The following is a 17,677-nucleotide window of genomic DNA, read 5'->3' as shown; positions in this document are numbered from 1 at the left end:
GTTAGGCCACCGCTCTGTGAATTCCGAGCGCAGAGCTCAGCCAGTTACCCATTTCGGCGATCGCGCGGTCGACCTCGTCGACACGGCCCGCCCCCATGATGAAAGAGTGCTGTCCCTGGTCGACGCGTCGGACGACGATGTCATTGCCCGCCTGCCTTGCCTTCTGGGAGAAGGCCTCGGCGTCCGATGCGAGCAGTTCGTACTCGCCGTAGTACACCGCGATGGGGGGTAACCCCGACAGGTCGGCCCCGAGCAGGTGCACCCGCGGGTCGGTGAATTCCACGCCCGTTCCGTCGAGCCAGCACGACCGGAACAGCTCGAGCAACCCCCGGGTGAGCAACTTGTCCCGCTCGGCATTGGTTTCGATCGATTCACCCGAGAGCGTGGCGTCGGTCCACGGCGAAATGGACAGCACGGCGCCGGGCAGCGCCTCGCCGCGGTCCCGCAGCCGCAGCGCAAGTTCGACGGCAAGGTAGCCACCGATCGAGTGGCCCACGCTACCAATCTTGTCGGGCCGGTAGCCCTGATCGAGCAGCCAGCGGTAGGCGGTCTCGACGTCCTCGACCTGAGCAGGGTATTTGTGCTCCGGGGATCGCCGGAAGTTCAACACCAGCGACCGCGCGCCGGCCGCTTTGGCGATGTGGGCGGCCGCTTTCCGGTCGGAGTGCATCGACATCAGCACGCTGCCGCCCATATGCGTATGCAGCAGAACCGATTCCGGGTCACTGTCGACGGGAATGCACCACAAGGCCTCGACGCCACCGGCGTCCACCTCGGCATAGGTGACCCCTTCGGGCTCCTTCGTCGCCAGGTGGATGTTCTCGGCGATGTCGCGGATGGTCTCCAGCTCGAAGTTGGGATTCGAGGTCCGCCTGCCGACCTCCGCGAAGAACCCGGCCAACTCGAACGGCTGCTCGCTTGTCATGAATGTTCCTTTCATCCGACCCATAGGATAACGCCCACAATATAACGATCGCTATTCCATGTCGAGTCTGGTCAGTTGCGCCCTTGGAGTGATGGGCCGCGCGAAAGCACGGCGGCCACGTCGATGAATGGTTTGAACCATGCGCGCGTATGCGCGCGTATATCCGTGTATGGCTATCGAATTGATCGACTGGGATGGCGCCTACCGCGAGGAAGGCATCTTCGTAGGACCACCCCCATGGAACATCGGCGAGCCGCAACCTGCTTTCATGCGGCTGATCAACGAAGGACGCCTCCACGGCGATGTCCTGGACGCCGGCTGCGGGCACGCGGAATTATCGTTGACGCTGGCCGCCAAGGGTCACACCGTGGTCGGGGTGGACCTGAGCCGGGCGGCGATCGACACGGCCACGGCAACGGCGAAATCCCGCGGCATCGTCAACGCAACGTTTCTGTGCGCCGACATCACGTCTCTGTCCGGATTCGACGACCGTTTCTCAACGCTGTTGGATAGCACACTGTTTCATTCCCTGCCGGTCGAGAGCCGTGATGCTTATCTCCGAGCGATGTACCGCGCCGCCGGTCCCGGAGCGTCCTTCTTTGTCCTTGTCTTCGCACACGGTGCTTTCCCTGAGGATTTCACGGTGCCGATCAATGCGGTCACCGAGGATGAGTTGCGCTCCGCCGTGGCGAAGTACTGGTCCGTCGACGGGATCGAGCCCGCATCCATTCACGCGCTGGCCGGACAGGTGCGTGGCGACGATGAGGTGGTGCCGATGCCGCAGCTGGCCACCGACAAAAAGGGGAGGTTGGTCTTCCCCGCCTACCTGCTCTCGGCGCATAAACCAGCTTGATCGCCTCTGGCTCCGCGGCGCGGGGCCAGCTCGCGCCGCACGTCCATTAGGAGAAGTACGCGTCGAACGACCCGATGTCGGTTAGATGCGCGGTAACTTCAGAAATCCTGTCGCCACGGATGGTTAGCACGTTGACCACGTCCTGTTCGAGCCGCTTGCCATTGTGCTCACCGGTGTCGTGCAACGTGACCGCGACCGTGTCACGGCCGAAAGCCAGCCCCTGCGGCGAGATGTGCAGTCCGTACTGGGCGAACGTGTCGGCAAGCCTGGTGACGTCGTCGATTCCGGTCGCCCGGCCGGACACCACGCTGGAGCCGGGGATGGTCCACACGATGTCGGGGGTGGCGTGTTCGGCGATCCCCACACGGTCGTCATGCACGACTGCGGTCGCGAAGGCGCCGACGATGGCCCGCTGCTGCAGTGTTGCCGCAGCTTCATCGTCCGGCGCGGCGTTCGAATAACGCACCGGCACAACGCAAACCATGGTCATGGCGATACCCGAGCCCGCAAGGGCGGCTTTCCAAGCGCTCGATGTCCGCATGCCGCCTCCACTCATCGGCGTCGCTTGCCGGGTGAAAGGAGCCTGTCCGCGGTCTCGCTCGCGGCGTCGAGGACCTCCGCCTGCGTGGCGGGGTCAGCCATCGCGCGCGAGATCGACACCGCCCCCACCATCAGCGCGACGATGCTCCACGCCCGGCGCTCGCTATCGGCGCCGTCGAGCACCCCAGCCACCCGCTCCGCCAGCGCGCTGATCTTGTGTTCGTACGCCTCCCGAGTGGACACTCCCGCCCGCGCCACGTCGGCGCTCAGGGTCGGCATCACACATCCGTCGCCCGGGTTCTCCACGTGGTAGGAGCTGAGGTACTCCGCGAGAAAGCTCTTGAGCTTCGAACGGCGCTCGGTCTTGCTGCCGGACTCCGTGTCGGAAACGAAGGGCTCGCCGACCGCGGCCTCGATGATCGCCTCGAGCATCGCTTCCTTGTTGGCGAAGTTCGAATAGAACGCTCCGGAGGTTACGTCCGCCGCGGCAGCAAGCCCGTCCACTCCGATCCCGTTGAAGCCGGCGACCTTCATCGACCGCGTGCCCGCCTCCAGCAGCGCGGCGCGCGCCTTCACTTTTTGGTCTGCCGGATATCTCATGACAAGGACATTTATAGCATAACTACCGATATCTTACGATCGCGGAGACCGATTGGTCTCGGCTTCGGGCCAGGCGATGACGGGCATCTCGTTCGGTACCAGCCAACGCCAGCCGCTCCCGGCAAGCTCAATCCACAGCGCACCGGGATCGGATGTCGGCCATCGGGTGGTCGTCTGTTGACCATTGCCGCGATCGTGTCGCGCACGTCCCGCACCTTCGGCAAGCAAGAGCGACAGGATTTGTGAGGTTGACGCCGCAACCCGATAGTGCAGACTGGCCACCGTGTTTCCGTCTTCGTTGGATCAATCAGACGAATCCGCTGTAATCCGAAGTCGCGCTTTGAGCCTCCTTGCGGTCGCGCAGAACGGATTGGCATACGCCCACGACCCATTTGACCGTCAGCGGTACGAGGAGGTGCGTCGCTGCGCCGAAGAGCTGCTGGGTTTGGTAAGTGACTGCGGGCTTCGGGAGTTGCATCAGTTTGCCGTAGGGGACAGCGGTCACATGACGCCTAAAGTTGCCGTGCGCGGCGCAATCTTCAACTCCAGCGGCGAAGTGCTACTCGTGCAGGAAAGAGCCGACGAGTGCTGGGCGCTGCCCGGGGGTTGGTGCGACGTCCTGCACAGTCCGGCGCAAGCTGTCGCGAAGGAGGTGCGAGAAGAAGCGGGGATGGTCGTCGGTGTCGAGAAACTTGTTGCCGTCCGCGATCGTGACCGCCAACAACATCCTTCGCTCTTCCACGTCCATCAGATGTTTTTCCTCTGTCGTGAACAATACCGAGTAACACCTGACGTCACCGAGACGATCGCAATCGGCTGGTTTGCGGTCGACGCTCTCCCCCCGTTGTCGCCGACGGTGCTCGAGGAGGATATCGCCCTCGTGCACACGCATTGGCTCAACCCCGCTCTACCGACTCTGTTTGATTGATCCAGCACCAGCTCGTACACAAGCGAGCCCGGACGACCTGAATCGAGCGAGCGACACAAATTGCTCCCAAGACTCGCGCTCGGTTCACTCGGCCGCTCGGAAGATCCCGAACGCCGTGCGATCTCATCTTCATGTCCAATGGGACACCGGGTGTCGACGAAACAGAGGCACCCGCTGAAGCGGTGAAAAGAGTCGTCGCAGTCGCGCCGCATCGCTGTAAGGGCTTACGACGCCATTCAGTTGACGCGAATGACAAGCTTGCCGAGCTGTTTACTCTTGGCCAAATGGTCGAACGCCGCTGCGGCATCGTCGAAGTCGAAGACGGTGTCGATCACCGGTTGAATTTGATTGGTGCTGACGGCACGCACCAGTTCCTGGGTGTCGGTTCGGTCCCCGACAGTGATGGAACGGGTGATCGCGCCCGCGCCTTTGAGAAGGAAGTAGTCGATTCCGGGGTTGGCCTCGCTGAGGAAACCGATCAGCGTCACCTCCCCGCCGATCGCGACCGCCCGCAGAGACTGATCGATTGTGGCAGGGCCGCCGACTTCGATGACTCGATCGACGCCTCGGCCATCGGTCAGGGCCCGCACCCGCTCACCCCACTGCGGGTGGTCGCGGTAGTTGATGACATCGTCGGCACCCAATGTTGCCAGCGTCTGCGCCTTCTGGTTGCTCGATGTCGTGGCGATCACACGAGCGCCGAGTGCTTTGGCTAGTTGCAGGCCGAAGACAGACACTCCGCCGGAACCGAGTGTCAACACGGTTTGGCCGGCTCGGATTGGCGCAGGGCCGCCCAGCGCATTCCACGCTGTGACGCCAGCGCATGGCAGCGTGGCTGCTTGTTCGTCGGACAACGCGGGCGGAATTGGCACGACCGATTCCCGTGATACCACTTTGTATTCCGCGAGCCAGCCATCCTGCCCGCTGCCGTAGCTATCAGAGTCCGCCGTAGCGGGTAAGGGGCCGCCGAACCACCGCGGCTGAAAGATGCCTATCACGCGATCCCCCGGGCGGTAGTCGTCGACGCCTTCACCAATCTCGACGACCTCGGCAGCGGCGTCGCTGCACGGCACGAGCCCGGACTTGCTTTGCCGCACATAGCGGCCCAGCGGAATTGCCACGTCGCGGTAGTTCAGTGAAACGGCGTGAACCTTGAGTAACAGTTCGCCGCGCTGCGGCGAGGGTACGGGCTCATCATGTATCTCGAGACCGTCGAGGCCGCGTGAGTTGTCGAACCGGTAAACGCGCATCGTGACGCTCCTTCCTGTCGCGGGTCAGCGCAGTGCGAGTTTGTGTTGGTGCTGGTTGTACCCGGCCAGCTCGTCCTGGCGTCCGCCGCGGATCTGTTGACGAAGTCGGGGTTGGCTCGCGCCCGCACGGCAACTGCTTTACCAGCAGGTTTTCCAGCTTCTCGTGAAGATGGGGATGCGTTTCTCAGCTTCATGGCAGACCCTAAGAACCGTACGCGATGCGCTCCGCCTACTGGTCAGTTAGGGGGTTGCGCCAGGCCCGCGACGAACAGATCGATCATACCGTGAACGTCATACTCGGGATCGGCTTCAACGCCGATGCAGAGGTTGCCGACGCCGTGAAGGAAGTCGAGCGGCCGGACATCCCCGCGCGGAAGACCGCTTGCCGCAGCAGCTTTCAGCAATCGATCGCACACCGGCAACAGGCGTTCGAGGAATTCGGCATGCAAAGTGTCGAAGCCGGCTTGGTCTGAGCGCAACGCCCGGGCCAAGCCGTGTTTGGTGACCAGGAAGTCGGCGAACCTGTGAACCCACGACCGCAACGCTGCAAACGGGTTCTCGTCGGGCGCCGGGACGATCGTCTCGAGCGAGGACAGCGCATCGAGTTGATGGCGAAAGACCGCGACGACGAGATCGGCGCGGGTGGGAAAGTGCCGATAGATGGTGCCCATCCCGACGCCGGCCTCCGCCGCGATCTCACGCACGGGAGCGTCGACCCCGGCGCGCACGAATACCGCGGCGGCGGCATCCAAAAGCGCCTGTTCGTTGCGGCGCGCGTCGGCGCGCTTGGCTGGGCGTGCCTGGGCGCCCCGAACCGGAGGCGTCACCCTTGTCCTCCTCGATCAACGTTGAAAGCGGAGCGTTGTTCCGCTACGCTAACGGAGCGGCGTTCCGGTTCTATCTTAGATCGCCGTCCTCCACCTCACCGAGTGACTCAGAAGAGGTATGACCATGAGCGCAACTCTCTCGACCGCCGACAACGACATCGATCGAACGACGCCGGTCGTCTCAGTTCGGCCGGTGAGCCTGGCAGCGCCGGGCCGCGGCCACGACCTGCAGGTACGCGTATCCGCGCCCGCGCGCGGCCGAGGACTGCCGGTCATCGTCTTCTCCCATGGCATGACCCTGACGATGGACGATTACGTCCCTTTGAGCGAATTCTGGGCCTCTCGTGGGTTCGTCGTGATACAGCCAACCCATCTCGACTCTCTAGGCCTTGCCCCAGATGACGTGCGCGCCCGTGACATCTGGCGGATCCGGGTCCAGGACCTCACCCACATCCTCGACCAACTCGACCGGGTCGAAGCGGCAGTGCCCGGCCTGAGCGGGCGCATTGACCCCGGGCTCGTGGCAGCCGCCGGACATTCATGGGGAGCGCAGACCGCCAGCATGCTGGCCGGCGCGCGCGTCGTCGAAGGCGACCGGGCGCCGCGGCAAAGCATGGCCGACCCACGGGTGAAGGCCGCGCTCCTGCTCTGCTTGCCCGGAACTGGGGACACTGCTCTGACCCCATTGGCCACCGAGTACTTCCCTTTTATGAATCCTGACTTCACGAATCTGACGACCCCGAGCTTGGTGGTTGCAGGCGACCACGACCACTCGCCCCTCAGCACGCGCGGTCCGGATTGGTTTGTCGACGGCTACCGGCTCAGCCCAGGCGCAAGCGACCTGCTTGTGCTGGCGGGCGGAGAGCACGGCCTCGGCGGTATCCAGGGTTATAACGACACCCGGACCACCGACGAGAGCCCAGAGCGCGTCGCAATCGTCCAGCACGCCACGGTGGCCTGGCTGCGCACCGCACTCGGCATTGACGCCAGCGCATGGCCTTCCGAACGACAAAGACTCGCCGGCACCCAACAGCACCTGGCAAGGGTCGACTCAAAGTAGACGATTCTCCCACCGTCGACCGATCATCCGGCGTCCAGCCTAACCGCGGACGGCTAGCTCTAGGCCCTTGTCAAGGGGTAGCGAAGTACTGACGTAGCCGTTCTCGGGGGCATGAATGTAGTTGAGGTAGGCCCGATTCGGATCCAGGTTGACGTTGTCACCGACGATGAGCGCGCCAGGCGCCAACACGGGTTCGAGGATCTTCACCACCTCCAAATCGAGGTCCGGCCACCCGTCGAGGAGCACGAACTGCACTGGCCAGTCCACGGTCTTGAGGGTCTGGCGCGCGTCGCCTTCGAGGACGGTGATCAGGTCGGAAACACCGGCCTCGGCGAATGTTGCGCGGGCCGCCGCCAATTTGTGAGAGCTCATCTCGGTGGTGATGATGTGCCCGGTCCCGTTGTCGCGTACGCCGGCGGCCAGGTGCAGCGTCGAGATCCCGTACGACATGCCGTATTCGACGATCGTCGTCGGCTTGATCGCCCGGACGAGGCTGTAGAGCAGTCGGCCCGAGTCGGGGGCCACGGCGAGGTAACAGTCTTGGAATGCGTCCGCCCGTTCGTCTATCGCGTAGTCACTGGGCGAGATGCCCTGTCGCCGTTCGCCATCCAGCTGCGCATCAGCGAATAGGCGATTGATGATCGATGAGTATTGCGGTTGGTTCAAGGTTGCGGTCATAGCTCTAGAGTAGACGGTGCGTTGCGTCTAGTCTAGACCGCGATGGTGTTAAGTGAGACTGTGGCAGATTCGCAACCGCATCGCGGCAACCGGCATGGGCGCAGCGAGGCCGCGCGCGAGGCCGTTCTTCGTGCCGCCGACGACTTACTCGTGGAGAAGGGCTTCGCAGGGGTGACCGTCGAAGGGATCGCCAGGGCGGCGGGGGTCGCAAAGCAGACCGTCTACCGCTGGTGGAACTCCAAGACGGACGTCTTGATGGACGCCTTCCTCGAAGACGCGGCCGCGGATCTCGAACCGCCCGACACCGGCAGTCTGGAGACCGATCTGCGCGCGCATCTGCGTTCCACGGCGCGATTCCTCACGGTCGACGACGCCGGCGCCGTGTACCGCGCACTCGTGGGTCAAGCGCAACACGATCGACAGCTTGCCGATGCATTTCGGACCCGCTACCTCAACGATCAGCAGGTTCGAGACCGAAAGCCCTTCGTACGCGCGATCTCTCGCGCTGAACTATCGCCGGACACCGATGTCGCCTCGCTGGCGGAAAGGCTCGTCGGGCCGATTCACTATCGGGTGATCGTGACGGGCGAACCGGTCGATGACACCTTCATCGACGCCGTCGTCGAAGACGTCCTCGCGCTGTGCCATCTTCAAACAACGCGAGAAGCATGTCCACCGGAGAAGCACACTGCCCCGGCACCATATGCGAAGAATCGCAGGTAATCCCCACGGCCGCCGTTTCTAATACCCGGCCATGGCTTGTCACGTCCGCACGCTCAACTCAGGCCCGGCTGGTTGTGTTGGTGGTTCGCCCTGCGGACGCGCAGACTTGCCCATCCGAGCAGGACAAGGTTCACTGCCCGTTCATCGTGATGATGAGTTTGCCGCCTTTGGGTGTGTGGTGGCATTCGAGTCGAATGAGTGCGGAGATCGCCTCGGCGAGAGGCACGGTTTGGGCCACCGGAATCCGCAGCGCGCCTTGGGCACAGGCGTCAGCGATTTCTTCGAGGTCGCTGAGCGAAGGTTGGGTGAACTGCACTCGATAGTGGCTGCGCGGGACCATGCTCCTGAGGAATTTCATCGGGCTGGGGACGATGTCGATGACGCGGCCGCCGCGGTTGAGGAGCATCCGTGCGGTAGCCGGCGGCAGACTGCCCACGGTGTCAAACACGATGTCGAACCGCTTGTTCAAAGAACTGGGCACGGAGTCGAACTCGACGACAGGGTCTACGCCGAGCGCGCGTGCATCGCCCATCGAGCTGGTACGGCAGCTGCCTGCGACCACACTTGCGCCACGTACGGCGGCGAGCTGGACAGCGGTTCGTCCAACCCCACCTAGGCAGCCGTGCACGAACACAGCCGCCCCGGGTTGCATCTTTCCGTTCTCCATCAGCGCCTGCAATGCCGTGACGCCGACCATAGGGATCGCGGCTGCTTGCTCGAAGGACAAACCCGCCGGCTTTTTCACCAGGCCCTTCTCAGCGGCCACGACCATCTCGGCGAACGCGCCGCTGGCCTTCATCGCCGCTCCGCCGAGCACCTCGTCACCGACGCGAAGCCGACTGACGCGCTCACCCACCGCGGCTACCACGCCGGCAAAGTCGTAGCCCAGCCCGCGCGGAAACGTACGGCCGGTTATTAGCCGCATTTCACCGTTGCGGACTTTCCAGTCAAGGGGGTTAGCTGCGGCCGCGCGCACCTGAACGAGCACCTCGCCGCGGCCCGGGCGCGCAGGCCGGAAATCCTCCAGCCGCATCACCTCGGGTCCGCCGTACTGGTGATACTGAATGCGTTTCACCGGGATGCCCACCCCGTATTGAAGCCGAAGCGACTGCTCGCTCGCTCCTGTGCAGTGGTCCGCTGAAACTCATTGCTGTTGTTCATATTATCCTTTCTCACCATCGCTACGAAAACCCCAGCAGCGTAGGCACTCCCGGTTCGCTCCGTCGCCTCGCGTGCGTGTCGGTCAACCGCGCAGCACCGAGAATGTTGGCTAGTGCTGGTAGGGGTCGACGATGGAGAAGTCCCAGGTCCCTTCGGCGATGTCGGCCAACCGTTGGAGGTAAGCCTCACGCTGTTCCGCGGAGGTATCCTGACGCTCACGGTCCAACTGGTTAGCCACTTGCGCGGGCGGAAGGGTTTGTGCGGTGGCTTCCTGACCGTAGAAGGCCAGATGATCGTCAAACCCGCCCGGAGTGTAGAAGTTCAGCACCCGAGCGTCCTCATCGGAGACCACCCGAAACGCATGCCTGGTCGACTTCGGCACCCACACCGCAGAACCCGCCTGGGCCCGCATGACCCGTTCCTCCCCGTAGTCACCACCGCCGATCACCAATTCCATTTCCCCGGAGATGATGTAGAAGCCCTCGGCCTGACGTTCGTGCACGTGCGCCGGAGGCCCCAACCCCGACGGAATGATCTGATCGAGCAGGGTGAACTCACCCAACGTTGCATCAGCAGACATCAACACATTCCACAGCCCGCCGCGATACCAGTACGCCGGCGCCTCGCCAGCCCGGTTCTCAAAAGCCTCACCGCTTTTCGTTCCGCCGCCCATCACACATGCCGCCTGAGTACCCGGTGTTGTCTCGCCATGACATCATCCTACACGTAATGTCGCGCCGTGACATAGCGGACGATAGCGACGTGGCGCATCCTCCCCCGACACCACTTCAGCACCAGCCTCTGCGTTGTCAGGCCGCGTCATCAGGCCGGTTAGTATTGCGTCATGCCTCGATGGCAGCAGGGCAGCAAAGAGCGGCTGCAGCAAGCGGCCATGGAGCTTTTCGAAGAGCAAGGGTTCGACAACACGAGCGCCGTGCAGATCGCCGCGCGTGCGCGCGTGACAACCAGAACCTTCTTTCGGTACTTCTCAGACAAGCAAGAAGTATTGTTCGTCGACGCAGATTCGATCCATGCGACGCTCGTTGAACGCCTCCTCGAGACGGAGGATCTCACAGAGCCGCTTCTGGCAGTGACGCAAGTCTTAGCGGAGTTCGACTGGGAATCCCTTGGCTCACGTGAAACCATTCGCCGTCGCGAAGCGATGATCGCATCGACACCGGGCTTGCTGGAGCGCGAGCTGATCAAGCAGCAACGGCTAGCAGACGGTCTCAATCAGGCACTGCAACAACGCGAAGTCGACCCTGGTACCGCTGAACTCGTGACGAGGGTGGGAGTAGACGTGTTCCGAGTGGCCTACAAGCGGTGGCTAGCCGACAACGCCGCGGATCTATCAGCAGTCACCCAGACCGTCATGTCTATGCTCGCCGCCGTCGCGCCCGCCAGAGCGATGCCCACTCGCCGCGTGAGGGCGTCCAGCAAGACGCGGCGAAACGAAGGAAACACTTCGGCGAAGGTGGCATCGTCCTAGCGGGCACAGGGTGGGGGTTCTGATCTACCGATGGCGAGATGTGCCGTCGTCCGGTCGGATCGTCCGCACGAACGACGCGATGGCCTTGCCGATCTCGTCTGCGCTGTCTTCCTGGAGGAAATGCGTTCCAGGCACAGTGATTTCGGTCTGATTCGGCCAGCCGCGCACGATGTCGAGGATGCGTTGCTTGCCCTGGATCACTCCGGGGTCAGCGCGGACGAACAACTTCGGGACCTCGCTTGCGGCCAACCATGAGTTGAAGTCCTCGATGACATCGACCACCGCTGCGGGTTCACCGGCGAGCGGGACATCGCGCGGCCACGACAGCGTGGGCCGTCGATCCTCGCCAGGATTGAGGAAGGGCTGACGGTAGTGGTCCATCTCCTCCTCGCTGAGATTGCGCATCACGATGGACGGTAAGACCCCCTCGATGAAGACGTTGTTCTCCAGGACCATCGCCTCGCCTTGCGGCGAGCGGAAGGCCCTGAACATGTGCGCGACCTCTTCGGGAAAGTCGTCCCACTCCATCGGCACCGAGACAGTCTCCATGTGCACGATGCCGGCGACCCGGTCGCGATTTTGGTTGGCCCAGTCGAACCCCAAAGCGCCACCCCAGTCGTGGAGCACGAGTGTCATCCGGTCACCGAGATCGAGCGCATCCCATAATGCGAACAAGTAGTCGCGGTTTTCGTGGTAGTGGTAGCTGTCGGGTCCCGAACGATCCAGCTTGTCCGAGCCACCCATCCCGATCAGATCGCACGCGACAAGTCGGCCAAGCCCTTCCACGTGCGGCATCACGTTGCGCCACAGGTATGACGAACTCGGGTTGCCGTGCTGAAATACGATGGCGTCGCCGTAACCCTCGTCGATGTATGCCATTCGCTTGCCGTAGATCTGTTTGTACCGCAGCTGGCCGTACGGCGTGGCTCCGGGCATCAGGCAATGCCTCTCTGGCTGTCGCGCTGTGCGAGAAGCTCTTCGCATGAGGCCATCAGCTCTGCGACGTACTCCTTAATGTTGTTAATGGTGTCCTAGGTTGCAGTCCGCGGCGATCCACCGTCGAACGGCGGAGCAGGGTCGTACTCCAGAAGCAGTTGCGCGTAGCGTGCTGTGGCTTCGTCGAATAGTTCGGCAAGGAGCAGCAAGCCGAAGTCGATTCCGGCTGTAACGCCACCCCCGGTTATGCGGTTGCGGTCTATCACGACGCGTTCCTCGGCAGGTATCGCCCCGAAGAAGGGCAGTGCATCCAGCATCGACCAGTGCGTCGTCGCCCGGTACCCATCCAGCAGTCCCGCTGCTCCCAGCACCAGCGAGCCCGTGCAGACCGACGTGACGTAGCGCGCCCGGGGCCCCTGGGTGGCGAGGAAGTCGATGATCTGCGGATCGCGCATGGCATCTGCCGTTCCGTTGCCGCCCGGGACGAAGACGACGTCGTAGTAATCGGCTGCTTCAGAGAGCATTTCAGTTGCGCGGAACGGCGCACCGCTGTCCGAGAGGAACTCGTCGGTGGTGGACCCGAGCAGATGCACATCAGTGTGTTGGCGGAGGGTTTCGTAGGGTCCGATGAGGTCCAACATCGTGAGACCTGGAAACGGGATCATCGCTACGCTTGGCCGCCAATTTGTCTGGGGCGTAACCGCAGTCATGCGGTGCAACCGAATGAGTGTGGAGTGGCGGGCATCGAAATCCCTTCAGAGTGGAAGCAACTTGACAGTAATGGCCGCTCGCAGTGGACGACAGCGGCTCAATGGCCAATGCCCGCCGAGATATTGCCCCCGAACGACAGTGATTGCTGCATGGCAAAAACCCGGCGGAATGCGTCCATGACGCCACTCACCGCCGGACCGGTGGCAGCCTAGGGTGACGCCATGACGCTGGTCACGGGCGTGTACCCCAGGCGACGCAGCATCACAGACGCGGCGAGCCCCTTCTGGCACCATACAAGCGGTGCAGGTAAATCTTGCCACCTCCGCGGTTACGATGTCCCCATGCGCAGAGTTGCGGTCTTGGCCGTTCCCGACGTCGTCGCGTTCGACTTGAGCATTCCCGTCGAGATTTTCGCAAGGGTTCGACTGGCCGACGGTGCGAACGGCTACCGCGTCCAGGTATGTGGCACCGAACCGGTGGTGTCGGCCGGCCTTCTGCGCATCGCCACTGACCATGGGCTTGAGGCACTGGCAGACGCCGACACCATCATCGTGCCCGGCCGCCAGAGTGTCGAGACGGAAACTCCAGCGACGGTCGTCGCTGCGTTGCGCGCCGCATACGCTGCCGGCACCACCATCGCCTCGATCTGCACGGGCGCGTTCATTCTGGCCGACGCGGGCCTGCTCGACGGTAAACGCGCAACCACACACTGGGCGGCGGCGGATCTCTTCCGCACCGCGTTTCCCGCCGTCGAACTCGATCCCGACGTCCTCTACGTCGATCAAGGGCGAATACTGACTTCGGCGGGGGCGTCGGCCGGGATGGACCTCTGCCTTCACATGGTGCAGCGCGACTACGGGGCGACTACTGCCGCGAACGCCGCCAAACTCGCGGTGGCGCCACTACACCGCAGCGGTGGTCAGGCGCAGTTCATCGTGCGAAATCAGCTTCCTGCCAGTGTGATTGGCGAGAAGACCTACTTGAACGGGGTGCTCGCCTGGATCGAGCAGAACGCCCACCAACAGTTGACCTTGGCCGATATCGCGGCGTACGCCGCGATTAGTATCCGCACACTCAACCGTCGCTTTCAAACGGAGACGGGCCAGACACCGATGCAATGGGTCACCGGAGTGCGCATCCGTCATGCCCAAGAACTACTCGAACGGACGTCGCACAGCGTCGAGCGGATCGGCCGCGACGTAGGGTTCACCTCGGCGGCCAACTTCCGTGAGCAATTCCGCAGGTTGAGCGGCGTCGCGCCCCAGACCTACCGAAACTCGTTCCGCGAGCGGGCCTTTGAAGAGGAACGCCGCATGCCGAGGCGTGCTCTGGCGACGGCCTAGTTGGCCGACGCGGAGCTAGACGACACTGCCGGTCATCGGCGGGTGCCGATGACAGTCGACCGCGGTAAGCGGCCCGCACGAGAATTACCAGTGAGGCGATCACCCTCGACGAGGACATCGAAGTCCAGTTTGAGTTTCATCGGCTTAGTGACGCTCTGTCGCCACCGAACGCGCTGACCGGTTGCCTCCTCGCTCACGTCAATGTCAATGCAGGGCACCGTTTCATGCTTGCCGGCGGCGCGACCGGTCAGGACACCGTCGTCGAGGTCGAAGCTGTAGACGATCTGCAGTGTCCCGACCGGTGTCTTGATGCTGACATCCCAATCACCGACGATGCTCATCTCATACCGCCTGAGGGACCCGGCCGGTGTTGGCCCACACGGTGCCGCGGCTCTCGAAGGCGAACATGGCTTCCACCGCCAAAGTGACCTGCGGCCCGTAACTGCGCCGCAGGAGGTACAGCGCCAGATCCAGACCCGAGGTCACCCCTCCGGCCGAGACCAGGTTCCCGTCGTCCACCACGCGGGCCGCGATCGGCACGGCCCCGGTGGCCTCGAGCACGTCCACTCCGAGATGGTGGGTGTTGGCGCGGCGACCGTCGATCAAGCCGGCCATCGCCAACGCCAACGATCCACCGCAGACCGTCGCGATGGTGATGTCAGGAGTGGCCAACGCCTTTCGGATCAACGGGACCGCGGCGGTCTCCCCGAACCTGGCCAACAGAACCGGGATGGTGTCCACCTCGTCGGGATCGCCCTCCAGGGGTCCCACGGCACCCGGGACCACGATGTAGCCCGGCTTGGCAGGATCGAGTTGGCCGGTGGCCTTGAGCGTAAGGCCGAGGTTGCCGCTGACGACCTCGCGTGGACCTTCAGCAGAAACCAACTCGACGGTCAGTTCTCCACCGAGGAGGCGGCCGCCGAATGCCAACACTTCAAAGGGCGCTATCACATCGAGCGGATCGAAGCCGTCGAACAACAGAATTTGGGCGTGCACATGGCCATCTTGGATCGATCACGGTGTCTGTCCCAGTAGCCAGATGGGCACTTATCGCTGGAATATCGCCATCCGGTGACGAATGCCGACAGCTGTCGAGATCCCGGCGGTGCTTGTCCATCGAGCCACTGGCGGAAGACAGAGCGGCTAGGCACTGTGGTGACATGGGTATCCAGAACCCGGCCGTCGCTCAGTGGAGCCTTCCCGACTCCACAATCTGCGCAGCAGCTTTCGCGCTCGCCGAGGACGTCTCGCCGGCCTTCCTGCACAATCACTGCGTCCGAGGCTATCTGTTCGGACGCGAACTCGCGGCCGCTCGGGGGCTGCGTGGCGGGATCGACTACGACGAGGAGGCGGTGTTCCTCGCCTCGATCTTGCACGACCTCGGCATCACTCCCTACGGACAGGGAGATCAGCGATTCGAAGTCGACGGCGCAGATGCGGCGGCACGTTTCCTGCGGGAGCACGGCTTCCCCGACGACCGTGTAACGGTTGTGTGGCAAGCAATTTCGCTGCACACCAGCGTCGGCTTAGGACACCGGTTCGGCACCGAACACGCCGTCTGCCACAGCGGAATCGACCTGGACGTCGTTGGTGCGCAGAAAGAACTGCTGCCTGCCGGTTTCGCTGACCGCGTCCACGCCGCATGGCCACGCCACAATCTGGGTTACGCCATCGCCGAAGCGATCGGTCGCGACATCCGAGCCAACCCGCTGAAGGCTCCGGCCTTTTCATTCCCCGCGCATGTTCACGAGGTGGTCAACAACGCCCCCGCTACCAAATTCACGGACTTGGTGGCCGGCTCCGGCTGGGGTGATTCACCCGCACACTCTATTGCGCACCCGGACAAACCAGCCCAGCTGTAAGCGGCCGGTTGGTTGGTGGACCAGGGTTCGCGCCAAACTCAGCGAAAACGGGGAGGCGAGCCGGTGAGTCTCTGCACCGTATCGGTGACGCGATCATCCAAACCGACGAGCGGGGCGGTCCCGTCGTGGTCCGCCACCGCAATCTCGATGATCGCGGCGAGCTTCTCGTTGAAGACGCGGCCCCGCACGCGGGGATCGACGCCGCGGTGGCGCGGGTTGGCGATTCATGACGAGACGCCCGCGGGCTCCGCGGCGTCGGCCTCGGGGTCGGGCTGCTCGGCCCAGGACGGCAGCAGCCAGGCGACGAGGACGGCGGCCGCGATGGCGATGACGGCGCACACCAGGGTGGCTACGCGGTAACCGTCGAGGAAGGCGCCGTTGACCGCCGCGCGTACCTCGGCGATGCGTGCCGCCGGCATCTGGCCCACGACGCTGTGCGCCACGGCCATCGACTTCCCGATGGCCGTGCGCAGGTCGGCCGGGAGTGCGGCCAGGCTCGCCGCAGAGCCGACGCGGGCGCTGTAGATCGAGGCGAAGACGCTGCCTGAGATGGCCACGCCGAGGGTGCCGCCGAACTCGCGGGTGGTGTCGTTGATCGCGGAGCCGATGCTGGCCTTCTCGATCGACAGTGACCCCATGATGGCCTCGGTGGCTGGGGCGATCGTCAAGCCCAGACCGCCGCCCAGGAGCAGCATCTGCATGGCCATGACGGGATAGTCGGTCGAGGCGTTGACCGTCGACGCCCATGCCAGTCCGGCGGCGAATATCGCGAGTCCGCCTGCGGCCAGGGCGGTGGTGCCGATTTTCTCGACGAGTCGGGGTCCCACGATGCTGGCCAGCGCGATCGAGATGGCCACCGGAATGAGGCGGGCGCCGCTCTGAAATGCGGTGTAGCCCTTGACGAATTGAAAGTACTGGGTGACGACGAAGATGAAGCCGAACAGGGCGAGGAAACTCGCCGTCACGGCCAGGCTGCCCCCGGAGAAGCGGCGGTTGTAGAACACCGAGACATCGAGCATGGGGTGAGTGCTGCGGCGTTCCCAGAGGGCGAATACGGCCAGGACGGCGGCGGCGATCGCGAAACCGCTGATGGTGCGGATGTTGGTCCAGCCCCAGCTGGGGGCTTCGATGACGGTGTAGACCAGGGCGGTGATGCCGATCGCGGACAGCAGCAATCCGGGGACGTCAACGCGTGGGGCGTTCGGGTCGCGGGAGGCGGGCACGAACAGGATGCCACCGACGATGGCCAGTACGGCGATCGGAATGTTGACGATGAAGATCGACCCGCGCCAGAAGTGTTCGAGCAGCCAACCGCCGGTGATTGGTCCGACCGCGACACCGACGCCCACCATGGCCGCCCACAGCCCGATCGCCTTGGCCCGCGCCACCGGGTCGGTGAAAATGTTGGTGATCAAACCCAGCGTGGTGGGAAAGATCACCGCCGCGCCGACGCCCATCGCGGCGCGGGCGGCGATTAGTTGATCCGCCGAATTGGCCTGCGCGGCAACAGCCGAAGTGATCGCGAACAGCACGAGCCCGGCGTTGAGCCAGCCCAACCGGCCGTAGCGGTCGCTGAGGCTGCCCACCGACAGCAGCAGCCCGGCCATGACCAGGGTGTAGGCGTCAACGATCCATTGCAGCTGCGCGGTGGTGGCGTGCAGCTGGCTCGACAACGTGGGCAGCGCGACGTTGACGATGGTGGCATCGACGTTGATCACGAAGACGCTCAGACAAATCACCGCCAGCGCGGCGAGGCGGTGATTCGGGAAAAGGGGGCTGCGTGTCTTCATG

At 63.8% G+C, this 17,677-nt stretch carries 21 protein-coding genes; 7 read left to right on the top strand and 14 right to left on the bottom strand.

Annotation, left to right across the window (positions count from 1 at the left end):
- Position 1: 1 nt before the first annotated feature.
- Positions 2 to 925 carry an alpha/beta hydrolase fold domain-containing protein gene (locus tag ACEL92_RS00680; protein WP_374023769.1) on the bottom strand — a complete coding sequence of 308 codons (924 nt, stop codon included), beginning with the start codon at positions 923 to 925 and terminating at the stop codon, positions 2 to 4.
- A 169-nt stretch (positions 926 to 1,094) separates the two neighbouring features.
- Here ACEL92_RS00680 and ACEL92_RS00675 point away from each other — a divergent pair, with 169 nt between their 5' ends.
- Positions 1,095 to 1,778 carry a class I SAM-dependent methyltransferase gene (locus ACEL92_RS00675; protein WP_374023768.1) on the top strand — a complete coding sequence of 228 codons (684 nt, stop codon included), beginning with the start codon at positions 1,095 to 1,097 and terminating at the stop codon, positions 1,776 to 1,778.
- Positions 1,779 to 1,824: 46 nt separating this feature from the next.
- On the opposite strand, the gene ACEL92_RS00670 is transcribed toward ACEL92_RS00675, so the two are convergent.
- A complete protein-coding gene (locus tag ACEL92_RS00670; RefSeq protein ID WP_374023767.1) occupies positions 1,825 to 2,319 on the bottom strand; it encodes a nuclear transport factor 2 family protein in 495 nt (164 codons plus the stop codon).
- Positions 2,320 to 2,330: 11 nt separating this feature from the next.
- Positions 2,331 to 2,918, bottom strand: coding sequence for a TetR/AcrR family transcriptional regulator (locus ACEL92_RS00665; protein ID WP_374023766.1), 588 nt, complete (start codon positions 2,916 to 2,918; stop codon positions 2,331 to 2,333).
- Between the two features lie 283 nt (positions 2,919 to 3,201).
- On the opposite strand from ACEL92_RS00665, the gene ACEL92_RS00660 reads away from it, so the two are divergent.
- Positions 3,202 to 3,846, top strand: coding sequence for an NUDIX hydrolase N-terminal domain-containing protein (locus tag ACEL92_RS00660; RefSeq protein WP_374023765.1), 645 nt, complete (start codon positions 3,202 to 3,204; stop codon positions 3,844 to 3,846).
- A 236-nt stretch (positions 3,847 to 4,082) separates the two neighbouring features.
- On the opposite strand, the gene ACEL92_RS00655 is transcribed toward ACEL92_RS00660, so the two are convergent.
- On the bottom strand, positions 4,083 to 5,096 hold the full coding sequence (locus ACEL92_RS00655; protein ID WP_374023764.1) for an NAD(P)-dependent alcohol dehydrogenase: 1,014 nt from the start codon (positions 5,094 to 5,096) through the stop codon (positions 4,083 to 4,085).
- A 236-nt stretch (positions 5,097 to 5,332) separates the two neighbouring features.
- On the bottom strand, positions 5,333 to 5,848 hold the full coding sequence (locus ACEL92_RS00650; protein WP_374023763.1) for a TetR/AcrR family transcriptional regulator: 516 nt from the start codon (positions 5,846 to 5,848) through the stop codon (positions 5,333 to 5,335).
- Between the two features lie 199 nt (positions 5,849 to 6,047).
- Between ACEL92_RS00650 and ACEL92_RS00645 the strand changes: the two genes are divergently transcribed.
- On the top strand, positions 6,048 to 6,983 hold the full coding sequence (locus tag ACEL92_RS00645; protein ID WP_374023762.1) for an alpha/beta hydrolase family protein: 936 nt from the start codon (positions 6,048 to 6,050) through the stop codon (positions 6,981 to 6,983).
- A gap of 39 nt (positions 6,984 to 7,022) precedes the next feature.
- Here ACEL92_RS00645 and ACEL92_RS00640 read toward each other — a convergent pair whose 3' ends face one another.
- Positions 7,023 to 7,661, bottom strand: a complete 639-nt coding sequence (locus tag ACEL92_RS00640; protein WP_374023761.1) for an O-methyltransferase — start codon at positions 7,659 to 7,661, stop codon at positions 7,023 to 7,025.
- 42 nt (positions 7,662 to 7,703) lie between these two features.
- On the opposite strand from ACEL92_RS00640, the gene ACEL92_RS00635 reads away from it, so the two are divergent.
- Positions 7,704 to 8,384, top strand: coding sequence for a TetR/AcrR family transcriptional regulator (locus tag ACEL92_RS00635; RefSeq protein WP_374023760.1), 681 nt, complete (start codon positions 7,704 to 7,706; stop codon positions 8,382 to 8,384).
- 130 nt (positions 8,385 to 8,514) lie between these two features.
- Here the strand turns inward: ACEL92_RS00635 and ACEL92_RS00630 are convergent, their stop codons facing one another.
- Together ACEL92_RS00630 and ACEL92_RS00625 are read right to left on the bottom strand one after the other, a co-directional pair.
- Positions 8,515 to 9,459: an NADP-dependent oxidoreductase gene (locus ACEL92_RS00630; protein ID WP_374023759.1), complete on the bottom strand. Its 945-nt coding sequence runs from the start codon at positions 9,457 to 9,459 to the stop codon at positions 8,515 to 8,517.
- Positions 9,460 to 9,654: 195 nt separating this feature from the next.
- Positions 9,655 to 10,125, bottom strand: coding sequence for a cupin domain-containing protein (locus ACEL92_RS00625; RefSeq protein WP_374023758.1), 471 nt, complete (start codon positions 10,123 to 10,125; stop codon positions 9,655 to 9,657).
- A gap of 264 nt (positions 10,126 to 10,389) precedes the next feature.
- Between ACEL92_RS00625 and ACEL92_RS00620 the strand changes: the two genes are divergently transcribed.
- Positions 10,390 to 11,034 (top strand): TetR family transcriptional regulator, encoded by a 645-nt coding sequence (locus tag ACEL92_RS00620; RefSeq protein ID WP_374023757.1) that lies wholly within the window; start codon positions 10,390 to 10,392, stop codon positions 11,032 to 11,034.
- Positions 11,035 to 11,058: 24 nt separating this feature from the next.
- On the opposite strand, the gene ACEL92_RS00615 is transcribed toward ACEL92_RS00620, so the two are convergent.
- The gene (locus tag ACEL92_RS00615; RefSeq protein WP_374023756.1) at positions 11,059 to 11,970 is read right to left on the bottom strand and encodes a haloalkane dehalogenase; all 912 of its coding nucleotides are present in this window, start codon (positions 11,968 to 11,970) and stop codon (positions 11,059 to 11,061) included.
- 95 nt (positions 11,971 to 12,065) lie between these two features.
- A complete protein-coding gene (locus tag ACEL92_RS00610; protein ID WP_374023755.1) occupies positions 12,066 to 12,635 on the bottom strand; it encodes a DJ-1/PfpI family protein in 570 nt (189 codons plus the stop codon).
- A 387-nt stretch (positions 12,636 to 13,022) separates the two neighbouring features.
- Between ACEL92_RS00610 and ACEL92_RS00605 the strand changes: the two genes are divergently transcribed.
- Positions 13,023 to 14,024, top strand: a complete 1,002-nt coding sequence (locus ACEL92_RS00605; protein ID WP_374023754.1) for a GlxA family transcriptional regulator — start codon at positions 13,023 to 13,025, stop codon at positions 14,022 to 14,024.
- A 32-nt stretch (positions 14,025 to 14,056) separates the two neighbouring features.
- On the opposite strand, the gene ACEL92_RS00600 is transcribed toward ACEL92_RS00605, so the two are convergent.
- Entirely contained in the window at positions 14,057 to 14,365 is a 309-nt protein-coding gene (locus tag ACEL92_RS00600; protein ID WP_374023753.1) for a hypothetical protein, read from the bottom strand.
- Position 14,366: 1 nt separating this feature from the next.
- Positions 14,367 to 15,020 (bottom strand): DJ-1/PfpI family protein, encoded by a 654-nt coding sequence (locus ACEL92_RS00595; protein ID WP_374023752.1) that lies wholly within the window; start codon positions 15,018 to 15,020, stop codon positions 14,367 to 14,369.
- 164 nt (positions 15,021 to 15,184) lie between these two features.
- On the opposite strand from ACEL92_RS00595, the gene ACEL92_RS00590 reads away from it, so the two are divergent.
- A complete protein-coding gene (locus ACEL92_RS00590; protein ID WP_374023751.1) occupies positions 15,185 to 15,886 on the top strand; it encodes an HD domain-containing protein in 702 nt (233 codons plus the stop codon).
- Positions 15,887 to 15,924: 38 nt separating this feature from the next.
- On the opposite strand, the gene ACEL92_RS00585 is transcribed toward ACEL92_RS00590, so the two are convergent.
- Both ACEL92_RS00585 and ACEL92_RS00580 read right to left on the bottom strand, forming a co-directional pair.
- Positions 15,925 to 16,074, bottom strand: coding sequence for a hypothetical protein (locus ACEL92_RS00585; RefSeq protein WP_374023750.1), 150 nt, complete (start codon positions 16,072 to 16,074; stop codon positions 15,925 to 15,927).
- A 36-nt stretch (positions 16,075 to 16,110) separates the two neighbouring features.
- Positions 16,111 to 17,676: an MFS transporter gene (locus ACEL92_RS00580; RefSeq protein WP_374023749.1), complete on the bottom strand. Its 1,566-nt coding sequence runs from the start codon at positions 17,674 to 17,676 to the stop codon at positions 16,111 to 16,113.
- Between the last annotated feature and the right edge of the window lies 1 nt (position 17,677).

The sequence above is a fragment of the Mycobacterium hainanense genome, assembly GCF_041890355.1.
Taxonomy (GTDB): Bacteria; Actinomycetota; Actinomycetes; order Mycobacteriales; family Mycobacteriaceae; genus Mycobacterium; species Mycobacterium hainanense.
Note: the sequence above shows the minus strand (reverse complement) of the source record. Positions and strands in the feature narration are given on the sequence as shown.

Excerpts from the sequence above, each read along its gene's own strand:
- ACEL92_RS00680 (WP_374023769.1), bottom strand. The coding sequence starts at position 925 with ATGACAAGCGAGCAGCCGTTCGAGTTGGCCGGGTTCTTCGCGGAGGTC.
- ACEL92_RS00675 (WP_374023768.1), top strand. The coding sequence starts at position 1,095 with ATGGCTATCGAATTGATCGACTGGGATGGCGCCTACCGCGAGGAAGGC.
- ACEL92_RS00670 (WP_374023767.1), bottom strand. The coding sequence starts at position 2,319 with ATGCGGACATCGAGCGCTTGGAAAGCCGCCCTTGCGGGCTCGGGTATC.
- ACEL92_RS00665 (WP_374023766.1), bottom strand. The coding sequence starts at position 2,918 with ATGAGATATCCGGCAGACCAAAAAGTGAAGGCGCGCGCCGCGCTGCTG.
- ACEL92_RS00655 (WP_374023764.1), bottom strand. The coding sequence starts at position 5,096 with ATGCGCGTTTACCGGTTCGACAACTCACGCGGCCTCGACGGTCTCGAG.
- ACEL92_RS00645 (WP_374023762.1), top strand. The coding sequence starts at position 6,048 with ATGAGCGCAACTCTCTCGACCGCCGACAACGACATCGATCGAACGACG.
- ACEL92_RS00640 (WP_374023761.1), bottom strand. The coding sequence starts at position 7,661 with ATGACCGCAACCTTGAACCAACCGCAATACTCATCGATCATCAATCGC.
- ACEL92_RS00635 (WP_374023760.1), top strand. The coding sequence starts at position 7,704 with ATGGTGTTAAGTGAGACTGTGGCAGATTCGCAACCGCATCGCGGCAAC.
- ACEL92_RS00625 (WP_374023758.1), bottom strand. The coding sequence starts at position 10,125 with ATGTCTGCTGATGCAACGTTGGGTGAGTTCACCCTGCTCGATCAGATC.
- ACEL92_RS00620 (WP_374023757.1), top strand. The coding sequence starts at position 10,390 with ATGCCTCGATGGCAGCAGGGCAGCAAAGAGCGGCTGCAGCAAGCGGCC.
- ACEL92_RS00615 (WP_374023756.1), bottom strand. The coding sequence starts at position 11,970 with ATGCCCGGAGCCACGCCGTACGGCCAGCTGCGGTACAAACAGATCTAC.
- ACEL92_RS00610 (WP_374023755.1), bottom strand. The coding sequence starts at position 12,635 with ATGATCCCGTTTCCAGGTCTCACGATGTTGGACCTCATCGGACCCTAC.
- ACEL92_RS00605 (WP_374023754.1), top strand. The coding sequence starts at position 13,023 with ATGCGCAGAGTTGCGGTCTTGGCCGTTCCCGACGTCGTCGCGTTCGAC.
- ACEL92_RS00600 (WP_374023753.1), bottom strand. The coding sequence starts at position 14,365 with ATGAGCATCGTCGGTGATTGGGATGTCAGCATCAAGACACCGGTCGGG.
- ACEL92_RS00590 (WP_374023751.1), top strand. The coding sequence starts at position 15,185 with ATGGGTATCCAGAACCCGGCCGTCGCTCAGTGGAGCCTTCCCGACTCC.
- ACEL92_RS00580 (WP_374023749.1), bottom strand. The coding sequence starts at position 17,676 with ATGAAGACACGCAGCCCCCTTTTCCCGAATCACCGCCTCGCCGCGCTG.